21 protein-coding genes are annotated in these 19,139 nt (G+C 67.2%); 11 read left to right on the top strand and 10 right to left on the bottom strand.

Translation table 11 applies throughout. The features are described from left to right. Positions 1-5: 5 nt before the first annotated feature. On the bottom strand, positions 6-740 hold the full coding sequence (locus ASE66_RS07240) for a nucleotidyltransferase family protein (protein ID WP_057188949.1): 735 nt from the start codon (positions 738-740) through the stop codon (positions 6-8). A 78-nt stretch (positions 741-818) separates the two neighbouring features. Beyond that, entirely contained in the window at positions 819-1,484 is a 666-nt protein-coding gene (locus tag ASE66_RS07235) for a nitroreductase family protein (protein ID WP_057188948.1), read from the bottom strand. 82 nt (positions 1,485-1,566) lie between these two features. Here ASE66_RS07235 and polA point away from each other — a divergent pair, with 82 nt between their 5' ends. The 4 genes from polA (at position 1,567) to ASE66_RS07215 (ending at position 6,967) form a co-directional block, all read left to right on the top strand. Next, positions 1,567-4,599 (top strand): DNA polymerase I, encoded by a 3,033-nt coding sequence (gene polA / locus ASE66_RS07230; protein WP_057189235.1) that lies wholly within the window; start codon positions 1,567-1,569, stop codon positions 4,597-4,599. A gap of 98 nt (positions 4,600-4,697) precedes the next feature. Beyond that, on the top strand, positions 4,698-5,060 hold the full coding sequence (locus ASE66_RS07225) for a glycine zipper domain-containing protein (protein WP_057188947.1): 363 nt from the start codon (positions 4,698-4,700) through the stop codon (positions 5,058-5,060). A gap of 3 nt (positions 5,061-5,063) precedes the next feature. Further along, entirely contained in the window at positions 5,064-5,480 is a 417-nt protein-coding gene (locus ASE66_RS07220; protein ID WP_057188946.1) for a hypothetical protein, read from the top strand. A 101-nt stretch (positions 5,481-5,581) separates the two neighbouring features. Next, on the top strand, positions 5,582-6,967 hold the full coding sequence (locus ASE66_RS07215; protein ID WP_057188945.1) for a sensor histidine kinase: 1,386 nt from the start codon (positions 5,582-5,584) through the stop codon (positions 6,965-6,967). Between the two features lie 3 nt (positions 6,968-6,970). Here the strand turns inward: ASE66_RS07215 and ASE66_RS07210 are convergent, their stop codons facing one another. Both ASE66_RS07210 and ASE66_RS07205 read right to left on the bottom strand, forming a co-directional pair. Further along, positions 6,971-7,264: a response regulator gene (locus ASE66_RS07210; RefSeq protein WP_162262460.1), complete on the bottom strand. Its 294-nt coding sequence runs from the start codon at positions 7,262-7,264 to the stop codon at positions 6,971-6,973. Positions 7,265-7,510: 246 nt separating this feature from the next. Continuing rightward, on the bottom strand, positions 7,511-7,972 hold the full coding sequence (locus ASE66_RS07205) for a DUF992 domain-containing protein (RefSeq protein WP_082613273.1): 462 nt from the start codon (positions 7,970-7,972) through the stop codon (positions 7,511-7,513). 153 nt (positions 7,973-8,125) lie between these two features. Between ASE66_RS07205 and ASE66_RS07200 the strand changes: the two genes are divergently transcribed. Next, on the top strand, positions 8,126-8,368 hold the full coding sequence (locus ASE66_RS07200; RefSeq protein WP_156412058.1) for a hypothetical protein: 243 nt from the start codon (positions 8,126-8,128) through the stop codon (positions 8,366-8,368). A gap of 27 nt (positions 8,369-8,395) precedes the next feature. Here ASE66_RS07200 and ASE66_RS07195 read toward each other — a convergent pair whose 3' ends face one another. Next, positions 8,396-8,965, bottom strand: a complete 570-nt coding sequence (locus ASE66_RS07195) for an extensin family protein (protein ID WP_244494829.1) — start codon at positions 8,963-8,965, stop codon at positions 8,396-8,398. Between the two features lie 373 nt (positions 8,966-9,338). Continuing rightward, entirely contained in the window at positions 9,339-10,133 is a 795-nt protein-coding gene (locus ASE66_RS07190) for a response regulator (protein ID WP_057188940.1), read from the bottom strand. 310 nt (positions 10,134-10,443) lie between these two features. On the opposite strand from ASE66_RS07190, the gene ASE66_RS07185 reads away from it, so the two are divergent. The 3 genes from ASE66_RS07185 to ASE66_RS07175 are packed head-to-tail and all read left to right on the top strand — an operon-like array spanning position 10,444 to position 12,945. Next, entirely contained in the window at positions 10,444-10,668 is a 225-nt protein-coding gene (locus ASE66_RS07185) for a NepR family anti-sigma factor (protein WP_057188939.1), read from the top strand. Next, a complete protein-coding gene (locus ASE66_RS07180) occupies positions 10,655-11,215 on the top strand; it encodes a sigma-70 family RNA polymerase sigma factor (protein ID WP_057188938.1) in 561 nt (186 codons plus the stop codon). Before ASE66_RS07185 ends, ASE66_RS07180 begins: the two co-directional genes overlap by 14 nt. After that, positions 11,215-12,945, top strand: a complete 1,731-nt coding sequence (locus ASE66_RS07175) for a sensor histidine kinase (RefSeq protein ID WP_057188937.1) — start codon at positions 11,215-11,217, stop codon at positions 12,943-12,945. The genes ASE66_RS07180 and ASE66_RS07175 overlap by 1 nt, the downstream gene beginning before the upstream one ends. Here the strand turns inward: ASE66_RS07175 and ASE66_RS07170 are convergent. From ASE66_RS07170 to ASE66_RS07160, 3 genes are all read right to left on the bottom strand, one after another. Beyond that, positions 12,870-13,742 (bottom strand): transglutaminase family protein, encoded by an 873-nt coding sequence (locus tag ASE66_RS07170; protein WP_057188936.1) that lies wholly within the window; start codon positions 13,740-13,742, stop codon positions 12,870-12,872. The genes ASE66_RS07175 and ASE66_RS07170 overlap by 76 nt on opposite strands. A 183-nt stretch (positions 13,743-13,925) precedes the next feature. Beyond that, positions 13,926-14,201, bottom strand: a complete 276-nt coding sequence (locus ASE66_RS07165) for a hypothetical protein (RefSeq protein ID WP_057188935.1) — start codon at positions 14,199-14,201, stop codon at positions 13,926-13,928. A gap of 110 nt (positions 14,202-14,311) precedes the next feature. Beyond that, entirely contained in the window at positions 14,312-16,123 is a 1,812-nt protein-coding gene (locus ASE66_RS07160; RefSeq protein ID WP_057188934.1) for an ABC transporter ATP-binding protein/permease, read from the bottom strand. A gap of 122 nt (positions 16,124-16,245) precedes the next feature. On the opposite strand from ASE66_RS07160, the gene ASE66_RS07155 reads away from it, so the two are divergent. The 3 genes from ASE66_RS07155 (at position 16,246) to ASE66_RS07145 (ending at position 18,596) form a co-directional block, all read left to right on the top strand. Continuing rightward, positions 16,246-17,007 (top strand): Crp/Fnr family transcriptional regulator, encoded by a 762-nt coding sequence (locus ASE66_RS07155; RefSeq protein WP_244494828.1) that lies wholly within the window; start codon positions 16,246-16,248, stop codon positions 17,005-17,007. Between the two features lie 136 nt (positions 17,008-17,143). Continuing rightward, positions 17,144-17,944: a class I SAM-dependent methyltransferase gene (locus tag ASE66_RS07150; RefSeq protein ID WP_156412057.1), complete on the top strand. Its 801-nt coding sequence runs from the start codon at positions 17,144-17,146 to the stop codon at positions 17,942-17,944. 91 nt (positions 17,945-18,035) lie between these two features. Next, the gene (locus tag ASE66_RS07145) at positions 18,036-18,596 is read left to right on the top strand and encodes an NADPH-dependent FMN reductase (RefSeq protein ID WP_057188932.1); all 561 of its coding nucleotides are present in this window, start codon (positions 18,036-18,038) and stop codon (positions 18,594-18,596) included. A gap of 6 nt (positions 18,597-18,602) precedes the next feature. Here the strand turns inward: ASE66_RS07145 and ASE66_RS07140 are convergent, their stop codons facing one another. Further along, positions 18,603-19,118 carry a hypothetical protein gene (locus tag ASE66_RS07140; protein WP_057188931.1) on the bottom strand — a complete coding sequence of 172 codons (516 nt, stop codon included), beginning with the start codon at positions 19,116-19,118 and terminating at the stop codon, positions 18,603-18,605. Positions 19,119-19,139: the final 21 nt, after the last annotated feature.

Raw genomic sequence — 19,139 nt, 5'->3', positions numbered from 1 at the left:
GCGACTCAAGCGTCCTGATGGGCGGCGTAGGCCTGCTCCGCCAGCAGGATCGCCTCGGGCGTGCCGACATGGAGCCAGCGGCCGTCGAGCAGATGGCCGAAAAGGGTTCCTGCGGCGATGCAGCGATCGAACAGCAGGTTGAGCGAGAACGGCCCCTCCGGCGTATCGGCGAAAAGCTCGGGCTTGATGATCGCGACGCCGGCATAGACGTAAGGCGCGCTTACCGCCCCACCGCGCCGCGCCAACCTCCCGGCCTCGTCGCGGAAGAAATCGCCGGCGCCGTCGAAGCCGACGCTGCTCTCGCGCTCGGCGAGCAGGAGCAGCATGTCCATGCGCTCCGCATCCCAGGCAGCGGCCATGGCGGCGACATTGGGCGTTTTTCGTTCGCTCCAGAGCGAATCCGAATTGACGTGGAAGAAGGGCTCGGCGCCGAGCAGCGGCAGCGCCTTCTTCACGCCACCGCCGGTTTCGAGCAGCAGAGCGCGCTCGTCGGAGATCGTGATGCGGGGGCTGGAGCGATCGGCGACGCGTGCCTCGATCTGTTCGGCGAGGTAGTGGACATTGACCACGGCATCCGCGACGCCGGCTTCGGCGAGCCGGTCGAGCGCATGGTCGAGCATGGTCTTGCCGGCGATCGCGACCAACGGCTTCGGCAGCGTGTCGGTGATCGGGCGCATGCGCTTGCCGAGCCCGGCGGCGAGCACCATGGCCCGGCGGATCGGCGACGAACCGGTCTGCATCACTGAAGCGAATCTCCTGCCGGCCAAGACTGCTACATCAGCCATGGCCGGCGCGATTGCTCAAGTGCGGCGGGAGGATCAGAGAAAGCTCGCGATCTCCTCCAGCGGCTTCTTGCCGATCGCCGGGACGAGGCAATCCTGCGCGGGATAGCCGACGACCAAGAGGATCAGCGCCTTCTCATTGTCCGGCCGGCCGCAGAGCTGGTTGAGGAAGTTCATCGGCGCCGGCGTATGGGTCAGGGTCGCGAGACCGGCCTGGTGCAGCGAGGCGATCAGGAAGCCGGCGGCGATGCCGACCGATTCCGGCACGTAATAGTGCTTCACCTTGCGGCCATCAGCATCATAGCCCCAGCGCTGGGCGAAGATCGCGATCAGCCAGGGCGCGGTATCGAGGAAGGGCTTGTGCTCGTCGGTGCCGAGATGGCCGAGCGCGTCGAGCCATTCCTCGCCGGCGCGGCCGGCATAGAAGGCGCGCTCCTCTTCCTCGGCGCCCTCGCGGATCTTCCGCTTGATATCCGGGTCGGAGATGCAGACGAAGGTCCAGGGCTGCTGGTTGGCGCCCGACGGCGCGGTGCCGGCGGTCGCGACCGCGGCCTCGATGATCTCGCGCGGCACCGGCTTGTCGGAATAGTCGCGGACGGTGCGGCGCTTCTTCATCGTTTCCAGGAAGGCGAGCGCCTGCGCCTTCATCTCCGCCTCGGGCAGGCCCTGGAAAGCGAGCGGCATGGTGACATAGGCGTTCATCACATTTCCTCCTGACAGCTTCTTGCGAGCCGGCCTGCTTGCACAATAGACCATCCCGGTCCGCAGCCCTATGGTCCCGGCCATGACGAACGACAGCCCCTCGCTCAAGCCCGGCGACCACCTCTTCCTGGTCGATGGCTCGAACTTCATCTTCCGCGCCTATTTCCAGTCGATCAACCAGGACCGGAAATACAATGCCCGCTCGGACGGGCTGCCCTCGGGCGCGGTCCGATTGTTCGCGACCAAGCTGTTCCAGTTCGTGCGCGAGGGCGTGCTTGGCGTCAGGCCGACCCATCTCGCCATCGTCTTCGACAAGAGCGAGAACTCCTTCCGCAAGGAAATCTACCCTGCCTACAAGGGCAACCGCTCCGATCCGCCGCCGGACCTGATCCCGCAGTTCCCGCTGATGCGCGACGCGGTGCGCGCCTTCGGACTGATCCCGGTCGAGCAGGACATCTACGAGGCCGACGATTTGATCGCGACCTATGCGCGCCAGGCGCGCGAGGCCGGCGCCGACGTGCTGATCGTCTCGGCCGACAAGGACCTGATGCAGCTCGTGCGGCCGGGCGTCGCGATGTACGACCCGGCCTCGGGCGACGCCAAGAAGGGCGTCGGCTTCCGCCCCGAGCGGCGCATCGGCGAGCCCGAGGTGGTCGAGTATTTCGGCGTCACCCCCGACAAGGTCACCGATGTCCAGGCGCTCGCCGGCGACGCCACCGACAATGTCCCGGGCGCGCCCGGCATCGGCATCAAGACGGCGGCGCAACTGATCGGCGAATATGGCGATCTGGAAACGCTGTTGAAGCGCGCCGGTGAAATCAAGCAGCCCAAGCGCCGGGAGACGCTGACCAATCCCGAGGTGATCGAGAAGGTCCGCATCTCGCACAGACTGGTGACGCTGGTCGAGGACGTCGCGGTCGAGACGCCGCTCGGCGAGCTCACGCTGAACCAGCCCGATCCGGCAAAACTCATCGCCTTCCTCAAGGCGATGGAGTTCACCACGATCACCAAGCGCGCCGCCGAGGCCTACGAGGCCGATGTCTCGGCGATCGACGCCGATCCCGACCTCGCCCCGGGCGGCGCCCGCGCCGCTGCGCTGAAGGCACTCTATGTCGGGGCAGACGGAGCTGAAATCGTCGCCGGAGCCGTCCCGACTGCCCTGGCGGCAAGCCCCGCGACGGGTAATGGCGCGGCTGCGCCTGCCAGCGATGGCTGGCTGAGGCCGGCCGATCTGGCGATGGCGCGCAAGGACGAGGCGATCCAGCTCAAGGTCGACCGCACGGCCTACGAATGCGTGCGGACGCTGGCCGATCTGACGCGCTGGATCGGCTGGGCCTATGAGGCGGGTTTCGTCGCGCTCGACACCGAGACCAGCTCGCTCGACGCGATGCAGGCTGACCTTGTCGGCATTTCGCTCTGCGTCGCGCCGGGCAAGGCCTGCTATATCCCGCTGCAGCATCGCGGCGCCACCGACCTGTTCGGCGGCGGCATGCTGGAGGGCCAGATTCCGCTGATCGATGCGGTCGAGGCGTTGAAGCCCCTGCTCGCCGATCCCGGCGTGCTGAAGATCGGCCAGAACCTGAAATACGACCTGACCCTGCTGGAGCGGCACGGGATGCGCGTGGCCCCGGTCGAGGACACGATGCTGATCTCCTATGCGCTCGATGCCGGCAAGAACAACCACGGCATGGACCGGCTCTCCGAGCTGCATCTCGGCCACAAGACGATAACCTTCGCCGAGGTCGCCGGCACCGGCAAGGCGCAGGTCAGCTTCGACAAGGTCGATATCGAGAAGGCGACTGCCTATGCGGCCGAGGATGCCGACATCACGCTGCGGCTCTGGCGGGCGCTGAAGCCGCGGCTGGCGGCGGAGGGCAAGACCGCCGTCTACGAGGTGCTGGAGCGGCCGCTCATCGCCGTCCTGGCCCAGATGGAACAACGCGGCATCGCCATCGACCGCCAGATCCTGTCGCGTCTCTCGGGCGAATTCGCCCAGTCGCTGGCAAGGCTCGAGGACGAGATCCACACGCTCGCCGGCGAGAAGTTCACCATCGGCAGCCCCAAGCAGCTCGGCGACATCCTGTTCGGCAAGATGGGGCTTTCGGGCGCCCAGAAGACCGCGACCGGGCAATGGGCGACCGGCGCGGGCGTGCTCGAGGACCTTGCCGAGCAGGGCCATGAACTGCCGGCGCGCATCCTCGACTGGCGTCAGCTCGCCAAGCTCAAATCGACCTATACCGACTCGCTGCCTGGTTACGTGAACCCGCAGACCCACCGGGTCCATACGTCTTACGCCTTGGCCGCGACCACCACCGGCCGGCTCTCCTCCTCCGAGCCGAACCTGCAGAACATCCCGATCCGCACCGAGGCCGGCCGCAAGATCCGCACCGCCTTCGTCGCCGAACAGGGCAATAAGCTTATCTCGGCCGACTACAGCCAGATCGAATTGCGCATCCTCGCCCATATCGCGGATATCCCGCAGCTCCGGCAGGCCTTCGCCGATGGCGTCGACATCCATGCGATGACGGCGTCCGAGATGTTCGGCGTGCCGGTCCAGGGCATGCCGAGCGAAGTGCGCCGACGGGCCAAGGCGATCAATTTCGGCATCATCTACGGCATCTCGGCCTTCGGTCTCGCCAACCAGCTCGGCATCTCGCGCGAGGAGGCCAGCGCCTATATCCGCAAATACTTCGAACGCTTCCCCGGCATCCGCGACTACATGGACCAGGCCCGCACCACGGTGCGCGCCAAGGGCGCGGTCGAGACGATCTTCGGCCGCGTCTGCCATTTCCCGGCGGTCGCCTCGAAGAACCCATCCGAGCGCGCCTTCGTCGAGCGCCAGGCGATCAACGCCCCGATCCAGGGCTCGGCCTCCGACATCATCCGCCGCGCCATGATCCGCATGGAGGATGCGCTCGCGGCCGCGAAGCTCGACGCGCGCATGCTGCTGCAGGTCCATGACGAGCTCGTCTTCGAGGTGCCGGAAGCCCAGGTCGAGACGGCGCTGCCGGTGATCCGCAGGGTGATGGTCGAGGCGCCGCAGCCGGCGGTCGCGCTCAAGGTGCCGCTCGTCGTCGATGCGCGCGCGGCCGACAATTGGGATGAGGCTCACTGAGGGCCTCGCCCCGGGAACCGTCCCATTGCTGACGCGTTGAGCTTTGCGCCATGCCGTCCGCATGGCATCGTTCATTGCCGGCACCAAGGAGGCATTTGATGGCCGCAACCAGCAGCACCGCAAAGCGACAGGCCGCGGCCTCGGTCAAACGCGCCAAGGACGAGGTGGTCGACGCCGCCTCCGACACGGCCGAGCGGGCCCGAAGCGCCGGCCGCCGCGTGAAGGGCGAGGCCGAGGAGATCGAGGCCAGCCTGGCACGCGGCGCCGAGGATCTTGCCGCGACTGTCAGCGAGAAGCTGCGATCGGTCGGCGTCGACACCGACCGCATGGTCGAGGTCGCGCGCGAGCAGGCTGGCGACCTGGAAGAGCTGATCATCCGCGAAATCCGCGAGCGACCCTTGCGGGCGCTCGGCCTGGCGGCCGCGGTCGGGTTGTTCGTCGGCTTCCTCTCGGCGCGCTGAACCATGCTTGGGGGGCTGACCGGTCTGGTCACGCGCGAGATCGGCGGCGCCGTGCGCCGCAACGTCACGGTCATCGTGCTCTATCTGCTGGCGGGGCTGCTCGCGGCCGGCGCCGTGGGCTACGGCCTCGATGCGCTGCATACTGTGCTGACGCTGCATTACGGGGCGATCACCGCCAGCCTGTCGATTGCCGGCGGACTGCTCGTTGCAGCACTGCTCATGCTCGGCATCGCGCTCTATGTGAAGAGCCGGCCACGCCCGGACCGGCGCCTGGCCGCCGCCGTCGCCGCCGCACCGCTCGCGGCCTCGCTGGTCGGCAGCCGCAAGCTCGGCTGGCGCGCCGGACTTGTCGGCGGCGTCGTCTTGCTCGGGCTCATCCTCGGGCGGCAGTTCTCGCAAGGCGACGATGCTGAAGAATAAGGCGAACCGCCCCTGAGCCCGCTGCCTTTTCCGCAGCGGGTTCGCGGCGATATGTCTTTTTACCTTGGGCGATCGGATTTCAGCGTCTATTCAAGACGGCGATGAATGCCCAGCTGAAGCTCCGTCCACGCTGGCTGTTGCCGGGACTGCCCTTGCTCGGTGCGCGCCTTTACACCGCCTCCTCGGCGGCGATCGCGATCGTCGTGGTCGCTGCCGCCGTCCTGATCGCCGGCTGGATCAACATCCAGGCCGACGAGGCCTCGCGGCTGGTCGCGCGCTCGATCGACATACGCGAGCGCAGCGAACGCTTCCTCGGCAACCTGCTCGATGCGGAAACCGGGCAGCGCGGCTTCATGCTCATCGGTGACGAGCTCTATCTCGAGCCATACAATGAAAGACGGGCGGAACTGATACCGAGCCTCGACCAGATCGAGCAGCTCGTTGCCGACAGCCCGGCCCAGCTGGAGCGGGTACAGCGCGCCCGGGCCATCACCACCAGGAAGCTCGGCGAAATGGCCGAGACCGTCGCGTTGATGCGACGTGGCCAGCGCAGCGACGCGATCGCGCTCGTTGCCCAGGGCACCGGCAACCGGCTCACCCAGGAGCTGCGCCAGGTCGTCAGCGCGATCCAGCTGGAAGAGAATCTGCGCCTGAACGCCAGCAGCCGCCGCGAGGCGCGCCGCCGCGTCCTCGCCAGCGTCGGCATCCTAGTCGCCCTCGCCGGCCTGTGCTTTGCGGCCTGGCTGCAATTGCGCGTCCGGCACCGGCGCGCCGTCTCGCTGTCGAGTTCAAACGTCGAGCTCGAGCGCAAGGTCGCCGAACGCACGCATCAGCTCGAGAACGAGCGGCTGCGCATCGAGGCGCTGCTGCGCGACGTCAACCATCGCGTCGGCAACAATCTGGCGATGGTCTCCGCCCTGCTCAACGTCCAGAGCCGGCAGACGCGCGAACCGGCGGTCAAGCAGGCGCTTGCCCAGGCGCAATCGCGCATCCAGGCGATCGCGGCGGGGCAGCGCCGCCTGCGGCTCGACATCGAGGCCGACGAGATCGAGGCACAGCCTTATCTGGAGGATCTGCTGGCCGAGATCGGCAAGGCGGCGGAAGGCCGGCCGATCGAGATCGGCCTGGCGATGGATGCGATCCGCCTGCCCGGGCGCGATGCCGTCTCCTTTGTCGTCGTCATCAACGAGCTGGTGACCAACGCGATCAAGCACGCCTTTCCCGACGGCGCCGCCGGCAAGATCACGATCCACCTTGCGCGCACGCCCAACGAGAACCTCGTCCTCTGCGTCGAGGATGACGGCGTCGGCATGCCGGAGGATCAGCAGACGGCCGGGCTGGGCAAGTCCGTGATCAACGCCCTGCTGCGCAGCATGCGGGCCACCATGGAGATCACGCCGCTCACCCAGGACAGCGCACGGCCCGGCACCCGGGTCGCGGTCACCTTCCCGAAACGGGAGCTGCCCGCCGAGGACGAGACGGAATAGGGCTCAGCCCTTGTTCAGGGCTTTGGAGACGAAGCGGACGATCTCGTCGGCCGAGAAGGGCTTGCGGACGAAGCGCACATCGCGCAGCTCGGGCGGCACCTCGCTCGGAGCAGAGCCCGAGACGAACACCAGCGGCGTGCCCTTGGCCCGCAGGCTGGCGGCGATGGCGAAGGTCTTGCCGCCGACCACGTCGATGTCGAGCAAGGCGCAGTCGAGCGGCTGATCCGCGGCCCGCCGTGCCTGCGAGACCGATTCGACCACGATGAGTTCGGCGTCGTCACCGAGCTCATCGCTCACGGCGCTTTCGATATCCATCGCGATAAAGGGATCGTCCTCAACGATGAGGACCCGAATACCGGCCATGAGACCCAGATCACCTTCCAACTTCACGACTAAACCCCAAGTCAGATACCCTGCTTGTGAGCCTGTTCAACGCCCGCTTGGTTGGCCTTGTTCCGTTCTGAGCCGGATTGTCTGCCTCAAATCCTTCAAATTCAATTCAAATTGGTTGAATATGGTTAGGAAAGCGTAAGTTCGCGCCGGTCAGCGCTTGCGTGGAGACCGGACGAGACTGAGCTCGAAGGCGGTGACGCCGAGGGCGACATTGGCGCCGCGTTGCAACGGCAGGGACCGCGGCACCATTCGGACGTCGCCGTCGTGGCTGCCTGTCATGGCAACCTCGCCCTGTTTGCGGGCATATGCGCCGCTGAGAACGCCGAGAGGCGCCCGCGCATAGGGACCATAGACCCGCCATGCCAGCAGGCTGCGCCCGACCGTCTTGGCATCGAGCGCGAAGCCGCGAATCACCCCCGTGTAAGTCTGCAGCGGTCCGCGCCGCGGCCGGAAGCGACATTCGAGCGGCTTCTGCGCGGCGACGACCTGGGCGAGACCGGCGCCGATCGTGCAGGTCAGGCGTCCGGCCGGCGCGCCGCTCTGCGCCAGGGCCGGGGCGGCGGACAGGCTGGAACCGGCCGCCAGGACGATCATTGCGATCAGACGTCTCATTCACCCTCTCCTACGCCTTGCTGCGTATGCACATGCGTCACCGGTAGATCATCCCAATGCGCTTCGAAACCGCACCAAACCGCCGCAATCACTCCATAGTTCTCAAATAATCCGGAACCTCAATCCGGTGCATGCGTTGACGGGAACTGACCAGTGGACGCGCAAATGCCAAAGCAAGGACGAATCGACCCGGTGTGGATGTTTCCTACCCCCAAGCTGGCGCGCGATCTTCCGCCATTCTGGGAGCTCGAACAACTTCTGCGCGAGGGTTTTGACCACGATTCGGCGCTGGCCGAGCTCGCTTTACGGCGCGAGGGCTGGTCGAGCGGAAAGCGTCCGCTGCCGGTCGCCGCGCAATCCGGCACGTCCGACGATATCTTCACGATCGCGTCATAGGGCTTCGTCGAAATCATTTGGCCGAAATCATTGGCAGAAGCGGCTCGAAGCCGCGCGCCGCTGCTGGATGTCGACATGAAGATGGTTGGCATGGGCGGCGTCCGAGCCCGGGCCGAGTACGGTCATGAAGGCGCCGCAGGCCGATTGACGCACGCCGTCGAGGAAGCGCGTCTGTTCCAGGCCGCTCGGCCGTTCTACCGACACAGCCAGTCCACCCTGCTTCTCCTCGCCGAGCTGGAAGGCGAAGATGTCGAGCGCCCGTCCTGTGGCGTGCTCGCTGAGCTGCCCTTGTGTCTGACGATTTCGTCGGCGGCACTCATGCCCGCCGCCGACACGTAGCGCAGTCAGCTCGCGCCCGAACGCTCCGCGCGCCATTGGCTGCAGGCTAGTGTCGAGCCAGAGTGAGACTGCGCGCGCCAGTTCGCAGCTCACCGTCGGGGGTGGCAGCAGCCTGACCTCGCCCGGACCGGCGGCGGTCCGCACCGCCAGCGCCTCGATCACGACCGGATCGACCACACGGCAATCCTCCGGCTCCGGCTTCGTCGCTGGCGCAATCGGGCGAATCCGATGCCCGGCCACGCCCGCGAGGCTCCGCATGCAGGCGCTGCCTTCTGCCGTCACGGCGGGCTTCTTCTCCTCGACGGGGGCAACCGGTGGCGGCGGAGCAGGAGCTGGCAGCGAGGCCGGCCGCGGCGGAGGCATGACCGTGGGCGCAGGCTGCGCGTCGCGGCCCCAGGCGGAGCCCACACCGGCGAGCCCGGCTGCCACGATCAGGACTGCGCAGCCGCGCTGCCGAAATGGCGAGCACTCTCGCATGCTTTTACCCGACGGCCTTGAACAGGACCGTCAGCGAGGCCGCGACGATCAGCGCCGCCAGCAGAGCCATGGACATGACCGATCTCCTTCGCATCGCCCGGGCCGGGGCAACGCGAGGGATGGCCGATTTGTTCCCGGTCACCGCGATCGGCGGTCAGGCGGCCTTGCGGCCGGCACGGCGGTCGAAGAACAGCGCCTGGCTGATCGCGGCCTTCACCGCTTCCGGCTGGAACGGCTTGGTGATCAGGAAGGCCGGCTCCGGCCGGTCGCCGGTGAGCAACCGCTCGGGATAGGCGGTGATGAAGATCACCGGCACCTCCATCGCGCTGAGGATCTCGTTGACCGCCTCGAGACCGGAGCTGCCATCGGCCAGCTGGATATCGGCGAGCACCAGGCCGGGGCGCTTCTTGGCGACGAGCGCGATCGCCTCGCGATGCGTCCTGGCGACGCCGGTGACCCTGTGGCCGAGCTCCTCGACCATGGTCTCGATGTCGAGGGCGATGATCGGCTCGTCCTCGATGATCAGCACGTCAGTGGCGACCTGCTCGGCGATCTCCTGGCCGGCGGTCTGCACGAGGGCGGCTGCATCGCTGCCGGAGATGTTCATGATCTGCGCGACCTCCTCGATGGGGAAACCTTCGACCGTCCGCAGCAGGAAGGCCTGACGCGAGCGCGGCGTCAGCGCATCGAGATTGCGCTCGGCGGCGGAGCGTTCGGCCTCCGGCGACGGCGCCTGGGTGTTGAGCCCCACGGACGACCACATCTGCAAGAACAGGCGGTAGAGGCCGACCCGCGAACCGAGCTCACGCGGGAAGGCGTCGGGATCGGCGATCAGCGCTTCCAGCGTCGCGACGACATAGGCATCGCCGCTCGCCTGGGTACCGCTGAGGGCCCGGGCGAAGCGGCGCAGATACGGCAAATGCGGCGCGATTTCGGTGGCGATCGACATCTTGCTATCCCCCACGAGTCAGGCCCTATCGGCTTTCGGTACAAGCAGATCGGGCCGGGCTCCATCCAGAATTGAGAGGCGGACCGACGGAACCCGCCTCCGACCAAAGTTGCTGGAGAAGAGCACTCAAGTGCCTGTTATGACAAGAAAATTATTTTTTGTTCGGAATGGAACCTTTTGCTTTCGGCATCGTTATTGGGCCGAATGAAGGTGCGTTTCGGGGCTGTCGCGCGTAAGCGTGTCAACGAGCGTGCGATGCGTGGACAGGTGTGACCGACGGAAGGTCGGCACGCCGATGGAGCGAGGGATCATGAATCTGATGAATGCCGACCCGCCTGAAGCGGCCCGAGCCGAACCGGATGACGAGATGATGCTCGACCCGCGGGTGCAGGAGTCGATCGGCCGGTCCCTCAAGGCCCACTATGACGACCTCGTCAACGCGCCGGTGCCGGACCGCTTCCTGGTGTTGCTGGCCAAGCTCGAAGACACAGAGCGGCGCCTGAAGGCGCAAGGCGGTGCCGATGAGCGCGCCTGACTTCAAGGACGGGCTGATCGCGGAAATCCCGAATCTGCGCGCTTTCGCAGCGTCGCTGTCGGGTTCGATGCAGCTCGCCGACGATCTGGTCCAGGACACGCTGCTCAAGGCCTGGGGCAATGCCGAGAAATTCCAGCCCGGCACCAGCCTGCGGGCCTGGCTCTTCACCATCCTGCGCAACACCTATTACTCGCTCTACCGCAAGCGCGGGCGCGAGGTGCAGGACAGCGACGGCACCTATGCCGACCGGCTCGCCACCCATGGCAACCAGGAGAGCCATCTCGACCTCGCCGATTTCCGCAAGGCGCTGGCCAAGCTCCCCGAGGAGCAGCGCGAGGTGCTGATCATGGTCGGCGCCACCGGCCTGTCCTATGAGGAGACCGCCGCGATCTGTGGAGTCGCGATCGGCACGATCAAGAGCCGCGTCAACCGGGCACGCGCCAAGCTGGCGGAGCTCCTGTCCATCGGCGGCGTCGACGATCTCGGCCCCGATCGCCGGATTACCGCGGCCGTCCAGCGCGCCGGGCCTGAAACTGTCGGCAGCTGATGGCCCTCTCGCTGTTCAAGACGGTCCGCGGCCGCCTGCTGGCACTGATGGTCGCGATCGTCCTGCCGATCGCCTGCCTGACGGCGGCGGCAGCGGTCGCGACCTACCGGACCGTCTTCGAGGCGATCGAGACGTCGCAGGCGCGCGCAGCGGATGATTTCGCCGTGCGCGCCCGAGTCTGGTATCGCGGCGCACTGCGCTCGCTCGTCACCAGCTCAACGGCGATCCGGGCGGCAGCGCCGCCCGCAGACAGCTGCGAACGCATCGCCGAGAAGGCAATCGCCGCGGTCTCCGGCTACGAGTCACTGCTGCTGCGGGTCTCCGGCCAGCCGGACTGTATCGGTGGGCTCGACGGCAGCATCCCACGCGGCGAGCTCACGGCCGTGGCGAACCAGCTCGCCACGCGCTTTCCCATCAAGCTCTGGGGCGGCACCGAGTTCACCAAGGCCCGCTACGATCAGGTGACGATCGCCGGCCGCTCCTATCTCGCCATCTACAGCGAGTTCGATGGGGGCGATGCGCTCCTGCTCACCAAACCGGATCCGCTCGACGACACCTTCGACCTCGGCAGCAGCGACAAAGGCATGATGGCGGCGCTGCTCCGGCGCGGCGGCGGCGTCGTGGTCGCGCGCGGCGGCGCACAAGCCGACGCATCCTGGCTTCCGAAGGCCGAGACCGTACCCGAGTCGACCGCGCATTGGGCTACTCCAAGCCGGGCCGGACCAAGCCGGACCTACGCCGCCCGCATGGTGGCGGAGCCGGACCTCTATGTCCTGGTGAGCTTCGACGGCTCGGCGGAGCGGGCCGCGACGACACAGTTCTATATCCTCCTGCTCGCGCCATTGCTGACGCTGACCCTGCTGGGCCTGGTCTATATGAAGGCGATCGACCAGCACTGCGTGCGCTGGCTGCGCGGCATCGAGGCGACCGCGCGGGCACGGTCGAGCTCGGCCGGCGCCCGCGTCCCGCTCTCGGACGAGATGCCGCGCGACATCCGCAGCGTCGCCGAGGCCTTCAATGCGATGGTCGACGAGCAGGAGGTGCGCCAGAACAAGCTCCGGCTCGCGCTCGAAGACAACCGCTTCCTCGTCCGCGAGCTGCACCACCGGGTCAAGAACAGCCTGCAGGTGGTGCAGAGCTATATCGGCCTCACCAAGCGCGACCATAAGGGTGAAGCGCGGATGGCGCTCTCCGACGCCGAATGCCGCGTCCATGTGCTGTCGGCCGCCTATCGCTTCACCCTCGCGGATGGCGAGATGCAACCGGTGCGCATCGATCTCTTCCTCGACGATGTCACTGCGATGGTCTCCAGCCTGATCCTCGCCCGCGGCCAGCGCCTGGAGAGCCGCATCGAGACGCAAGCCACCCTGCCGATCGACCGGATCATCCCGCTCGGCTTCCTGATTGTCGACGTCGCCAGCCGGGCGCTACGCGCGGCTCCGGGCCTCGGCCTGGAACTCGCTGTGACGAATGCGGGCGACGGCATCATCGACGTCGCCATCACCACGGACCGCGACACCGCCCAGATCGCGCCGCCGCGGCTGTTCGCGGGATTGCTGATGCAGATCGAAGCCGTCGAGATCAGCCCGCCGCAGGGCCGCAGCCTCGGCGTCTGGCGCCTCGGCCACGGCATCCCGCGCAAGATCGACGAGGCTCAGCCCAGCCCTTCCGCTGGCTTTATCTCGACGCCGACGCTGAGCCCGAGGAAGGCGCCGGCCGGCCCGACATAGCTCCCCGACACCGGCGAGGCGTCCTCCGGCACCCGCGCCACCGCGACCCGCAACAACTGCCGGTCGGCGACGAGGTCGTTGGTCGGATCGAATTCGACCCAGCCATCATTGGGGATGAAGACCTCGGCCCAGGCATGGGTCAGCCCCGCCACCGAGACCATCCCTTGGCCATCCGGCGAACGGTCGTGGATATAGCCGGTGACGAAGCGTGCGGCGAAGCCGAGCCGGCGCGCCAGCTCGATGAACAGCCAGGCATAGTCGCGGCAGGAGCCAGCCCCCATCCGCAACGTGTCGAGCGGATGCTGGGTGCCTTCGTCGTAGCGCACGGCATAGCTCAGGCCGGTATAGATCTCATGCGCCAGCGCCCGCAGCAGATGGCCGCCGGCGAGCCTTGCCCGGAACTCCAGCAGCCAGGCGTCGAGAGCCCCGTCGGGGTCGGCAGCGGCAAGATCGAGATAGGGCTGCAGCACGGCCCGCTCGGCCGGCGTGTAGCTGATCTCGGAACTCTCGATGTCGGGCTCGACCTTGGTGCGCGGCAGCGCCGAGCCGAAGCGCTGGACGACGAGCTCGCTGACGATTTCGAGGGTGTCCGATGTGCCGGCAAAGGTCGCCATGGCGACGGGATTGCCATAGGCGTCGTGCATCCAGCGCAAGCCGGCCGGCGGCGAAATCGCGATCGCGGTGTCGATCACGCGCAGATCGAAGGAATCGCGCGGGCGCAGCATCAGCCGATGCGGGCCGAAGGTGACCGGCGCGGCATAGCGATAAGTCGTCGCGTGGCGAATGCGCAGATGCATCTGATCCCCAACCGGTCCATCCGACCTCGCCATCACGGCAAAAAGCCGCCTCGCGGCGGCTTTGCTGATCGGCCAAGTGAACTACGCGCGAGCAGCGGATCGGTTCCGGCTCCGATACTCGAAGATTGCGACCGCTTTACCGATCCGCTCGCGATGCAAGCAGATCGGAACGGGCTCCAAGGCTCAGCGCAGGACGGTGTTGCCCTTGAGGCTGGCCTCGCGCTGCGAGGTCGGAACGACCCGGTGGGCGAAGTCACGGCGCATCTCGGCGGGGTTGACCGCGGCGAACTGGACATCGGCCGGAGCGCCGCGCTGGAGCTTGGCCTGGGCGACCGCTTCCGAGCTCTCGCCGAAACCGTTCTGGATCGAGGCGCCCATGGTGAGCGCGGTCACGACCAACGCCATGCCGCCGAAGAAAGTGGCGGCGCGCTTGAGGGGGGCAAGGCTGGCGGTGGTCATCTTCGCTCTCCCGTTCGTGTGGTCGCCCATAAAGGCGGGGACGGCTTCTCAACCCGTTCGCCGAGGATTTGTTCCGGTTTGCCCGGATTTCGCAGCGATCCGGATTCTTTTCAGGCTGCCCGCTCGTCGTTGGCGGCCTCGCGGCGGCGGAACAGCCGCCAGAGTGACCTGGTCAGGCGCTTCGTGGTCAGATGCGCGCCAGCCTCGCGCTTCTCGAAGGTGATCTTGCGTTCGTGGAAATCCTCGAGGCCGGGCCGATGCCCGACACTGATGATCGTCGCATAGGAGAGCTCGCTCTCGATCAGCCCGAGCAGCGAATCCTGGCTGGCCTCGTCGAGCGCCGAGGTCGCCTCGTCCATGATGATGATGTCGGGCTTCTGGATCAGCAGGCGCGCGAAGGCGACACGCTGACGCTCGCCGCCGGACAGGGTCTGGTCCCAACGCTCCTCTTCGTCGAGCCGTCGGCCGAGTGAGGCGAGACCGCAGCGTTTCAGCGCCTCCCTGACCACTTCGTCGTCGACGCGGCTCTCGGCTTCCGGATAGAGCAGCACGTCGCGCAACGAGCCGATCGGCAGATAAGGCTTCTGCGGCACGAAGGCGATGCGCTTGCCTGGCGGCAGCTTGATCGAGCCCGACCCCCAGGGCCAGAGACCGGCGATCGCCCGGATCAAGGTACTCTTGCCCGTCCCGCTCTCGCCGGCGATCAGCACCTTCTCGCCGGCCGCAATCACCACGGACGCGTCGGCAATGACGATCCGCCCATTGCTGTGCGCGATCGAAAGATCGGCGATGTGGATGCCATCGTCCTCGCTCTCGCCCAGTTCGATCTGAGTCTCGCCGTCCATGATCGTGCCGACATCGAGCGCCTCCAGCGTCTCCGCCAGCTCATCGACGCGGGTCACCGAGGCAAACCACTCGGCCAGCCGGACGAAATTGTCGACGAACCAGATCAACGCCGCCTGCACCGCGCTGAAAGCGGCGACGACCTGCATGACGGCGCCGAGCGTGATCTCGCCCGACAGGTATTTCGGCGCGATCAGCAGCAGCGGCACGATCGGGAACAGGGCGCCGTTGGTGTTGAGCACGATGGCGATGACGCCCTGCTGCCGGACCACCTTCAACCAGGCGGCGACGACGCGGCCATAGTTCTCGCCGACCGAATCGCGCTCGTCGGCGTCGCCCTTGATCAGGGCGATGCTCTCGGCGTTCTCGCGCAGCCGTGTCATCTCGGCGCGGAACTGCGCCTCGGCCTCGTTCTTGGCAGCGATACGCGGCACCAGGGGCCGGCCGGCGAAATAGGCGGCGAGCGAAGCGATGATCGCATAGACGATGGCGGCGATCGCCATATAGCTGGGGATCACGATCTCGGTGCCGCCGAGCGTGAAGCGCGCCGTGCCGGCGACCTGCCAGAGGATTGCGGCAAAGGTCACCGCCGTGACGAAGGCGCTGAGCAATCCGATCGCGAACTCGACCAGGGGCTCGATGGCGAGGCGGACATCCTCGGCGATGCGGTATTCCGGCGCGCTCTGCTCCCGCGCGACGAACTGCATCCGGTAATAGCGCTGGTCGGCGATCCACCAGCCGGCGAGGCGATGCGTCAGCCATTCGCGCCAGCGCACCTGCAGCAGCATCCGGCTGATGACGAGGCAGGACAACGATGCGGCCGAGGCCGCGACGATCAACGGCAGCCAGCCGACAGCCGTCCAGACCTTGTCGAGATCGCGCTTCTCCAGCGCATCGAAGAACAGCCGGTTCCAGCTGTTGATGCCGACCGCGGCGCCGAGCTGGGCAGCGACGAATAGCAGCACCGCGAGGGTAAGGCCCCAAGCGCGTGCCCGGCTTCGCCCGGTCCAGAAGCGCCGGGCCACGCGAAAGAACTGGCGCAGGCGCGAGCGCCGCAGCCCGGAGGCGGGTGGTTTCATGCAATGGCCTCCAGAGCCGATCGGGTGTGCTGAGACAGGCGCGATTGCTAAGCCGCAACTTTCGCGCCACACAGAAAACGCAAGCGTTCGCCATGAGTTCCGGGCGGGCGAGGGAGCCCGGCGTGATCGTCGCATCGAGCAATCATCGCAATCACCGCAGCCCGTCCTGCCTTGCCTGCCCCTTACGGTTGATGCCGGCCTTCAAGGACAAGTCCGACGAGGAAATCCGCTTCATCCAGGCGATGAAGCTCGATCATCGACAATTGCCCGCGGGAAGCGACATCATCCATCCCGGGCAGGAAGACGCCGAACTCTACACGCTCTTTTCCGGCTGGGCCTTCCGCTACAAATCGCTGCCGGACGGGCGGCGCCAGATCCTCAACTTCCTCCTGCCCGGCGACCTCGTCGGCCTGCAGGCTTCGCTGCTCAGCGCCGCCCAGCACGGCATCGAGGCGCTGACCGAGGTCGAGCTCTGCGTCTTTCCGCGCCGACGCACCTATGAATTGTTCGGCCGGATGCCGGCACTGGCCTATGAGCTCGCCTGGCTCGGCTCGCGCGAGGAGAGCCTGATCGACGAGAACCTGACCTCGGTCGGCCAGCGCAATGCGCAGGAGCGGATCGCCGCGCTGGTGATCTCGCTCTATCGGAGGGCCGAGGCGCTCGGCCTCGTCGCCGAGAACAGCTTCGCCTTCCCGCTGACGCAGCAGCAGCTCGCAGATGCGCTCGGGCTGTCGCTGGTCCACACCAGCAAGACCTGGACCCGCCTGCGCAAGGCCGGCCTGTTCTCGCTCGATCGCGGCCGTCTCACCATCCACAATCCGCGCCTGACCGAGCGCATGGCGCTGCTGTTCGAGAGCGAGCTCCAGCCGCGCCCGCTGATCTGATTGCGTCACTCCGGCGGCAGGCCAAGAAATCGCTGGCTTCGGCCCGCTCTTGACCCCATATGACAGCGGCGTAACGTCACGGCATTGTCATGTCGCTTCGGCGCGGGCCATTTCCGTCGCCAAACTGAGGTTCTGGATGGCCCCCTCCGCTTCCGGTCAACGCCTGCGCACCACCCGCCTCGGGCGCTCGTCCGTCGCCGCGCGGCTGGAGCACGAGGTCCGGCTCACGGCGGCGGATTTCGCCGATAGCGTCGCAGAGGCGCGGCTCAAGGTCGCCGCGGCGCGCTACAAGGTCGAGGACGAGGTCCGCAACACCGCCGGGAAGTTCAAGTCGCGCGTCCGCAAGGCAGCCGACGAGGCCAAGGCGCGCTTCGGCGACGATGCCCGCTTCCTGAAATCCTGGATCGATTCGCCTGGGCGCACTGGGGCGGTCGCGCCGTCGAGCCCGTTCCTGGCGAAGCGCATGGCGTCCTATGTCGATCCGCAGGCGCAAGGGCCGGTGGTTGAGATCGGCCCCGGCACGGGCCCGGTCACCGAGGCGCTGATCGAGCGCGGCATCGACGAAGGCCGCCTGATCCTGGTCGAGTACAGTCCGGAATTTTGCGAGCTGCTGCGCCACCGCTTCCCGCGTGCCACCGTCGTCGAGGGCGACGGCTATGCGCTCTCGACCACGCTCGCCGGGCATCTGAGCGAGAGGGCAAGCGCGGTCGTGTCCTCGCTGCCGCTGTTCAACAAGCCGCCGGCCGAGCGTACGGATTTGGTGCAGGACGCCTTCGCCAACGTGCTGCGCCCCGGTGCGCCCTTCATCCAGTTCACCTATGCGGTGATCTCGCCGGTGCCGCGCAAGGGCTCCCACCTCAAGGCGCAGGTCTCCGACTGGGTGCTGCGCAACATCCCGCCAGCACGCGTCTGGGTCTATCGCCGCGCCAAGCCGTGACGGCCCGGGCTTGACGGGACGACCGCATCTCTCCGACATCGCGAACTGAGAAAGCCGGGCCGTTCGCCCGGCTGCCCTGTTCGGAGCGCCCATGCCCAAGATCCTCGTCTTCGCCGGCTCCTGGCGCCCGGGTTCGATGAACACCCGGCTTGCGACCCTGATCGCCCGGAATCTCGAAGCTGCGGGGGCTGACGTCACCCAGATCTCGCTAGGCGATTACCCGCTGCCCCTGATCGACGCCCGCGCCTATGACAACGACCCGCCCGGCGAGGCGACGGCGCTGGCGGCGCTGGTCGATGGCCATGACGGGCTGTTCATCGCCAGCCCCGAATACAATTCCGGCTATCCGCCGGCGCTGAAGAACGCGCTCGACTGGATCAGCATCGTCCGCTCGGGCGGGCCTGGCCTGCGCGAGAAGGTCGTCGCCCTCGGCGGCGCCTCGGCCGGCAGCCTCGGCACCTATCGCTGCCTGACCCAGCTGCGCAGCGTGCTGGAGCTCGGCTTCGGTGCGCTGCTGGTGCCGGAGATGCTGGCGGTCGCCGGCGCCGACAAGGCCTATGGCGAAGATGGCGACTTCACCGAGAAGCGCCTCAGGAGCCTGCGCGACAAGATGGTGGCGCGGCTGGTCAAGGTTTCGGCGCTCCATCCCTGAGCCAGGTCATTCGATCTCGCAGCGCCCGCTGGCCGGCGACAGGCGCCAGACCCCGTCATCCGGCTTGGCCGGAATGCTGACCGCATCGTCGGCGATCTCCTCGGCGTCGTAGGGGTTTGGATTGGCGGTGATGCCGGCATTGCGGATATCGAGCGCGCCGTTGGGGCCGCGCTCGATCCGCCAGCTGCCGGCCTCCCATTCCGGCACGCAGCGCAGCGCCTGCCCGGCTGCCCTGCAGAAGCCGCTGAGCTGGTAATCGAAGTTCTGGCCGGGAGTCACGCGCTCGCGCAGGTTGATGTAGAGCATGACGTAGAGGCCGCCACCCTCGCCCGGCTGCCAGTTCCGCGGGCTGTGCAGAAGGCGGATCCTCGCCACCTTCTGCCGGGGATGGCTGGCGAGGTGCGCGGCATCATAGCTGCGCTCCCAGCAGGCATTGCTCTTTGGCGGCAATTCGCGTTCGAGCGGACGTGCCTGCGCCGTCGCGGCGAGACAACAGATGACGACCGTCAGAAGCAATCGCATGGCAACCTCCCCGGCAGTTGC

This window comes from Allobosea sp. Root483D1 (genome assembly GCF_001429505.1).
Classification (GTDB): Bacteria; Pseudomonadota; Alphaproteobacteria; order Rhizobiales; family Beijerinckiaceae; genus Allobosea.
Note: the sequence above shows the minus strand (reverse complement) of the source record. Positions and strands in the feature narration are given on the sequence as shown.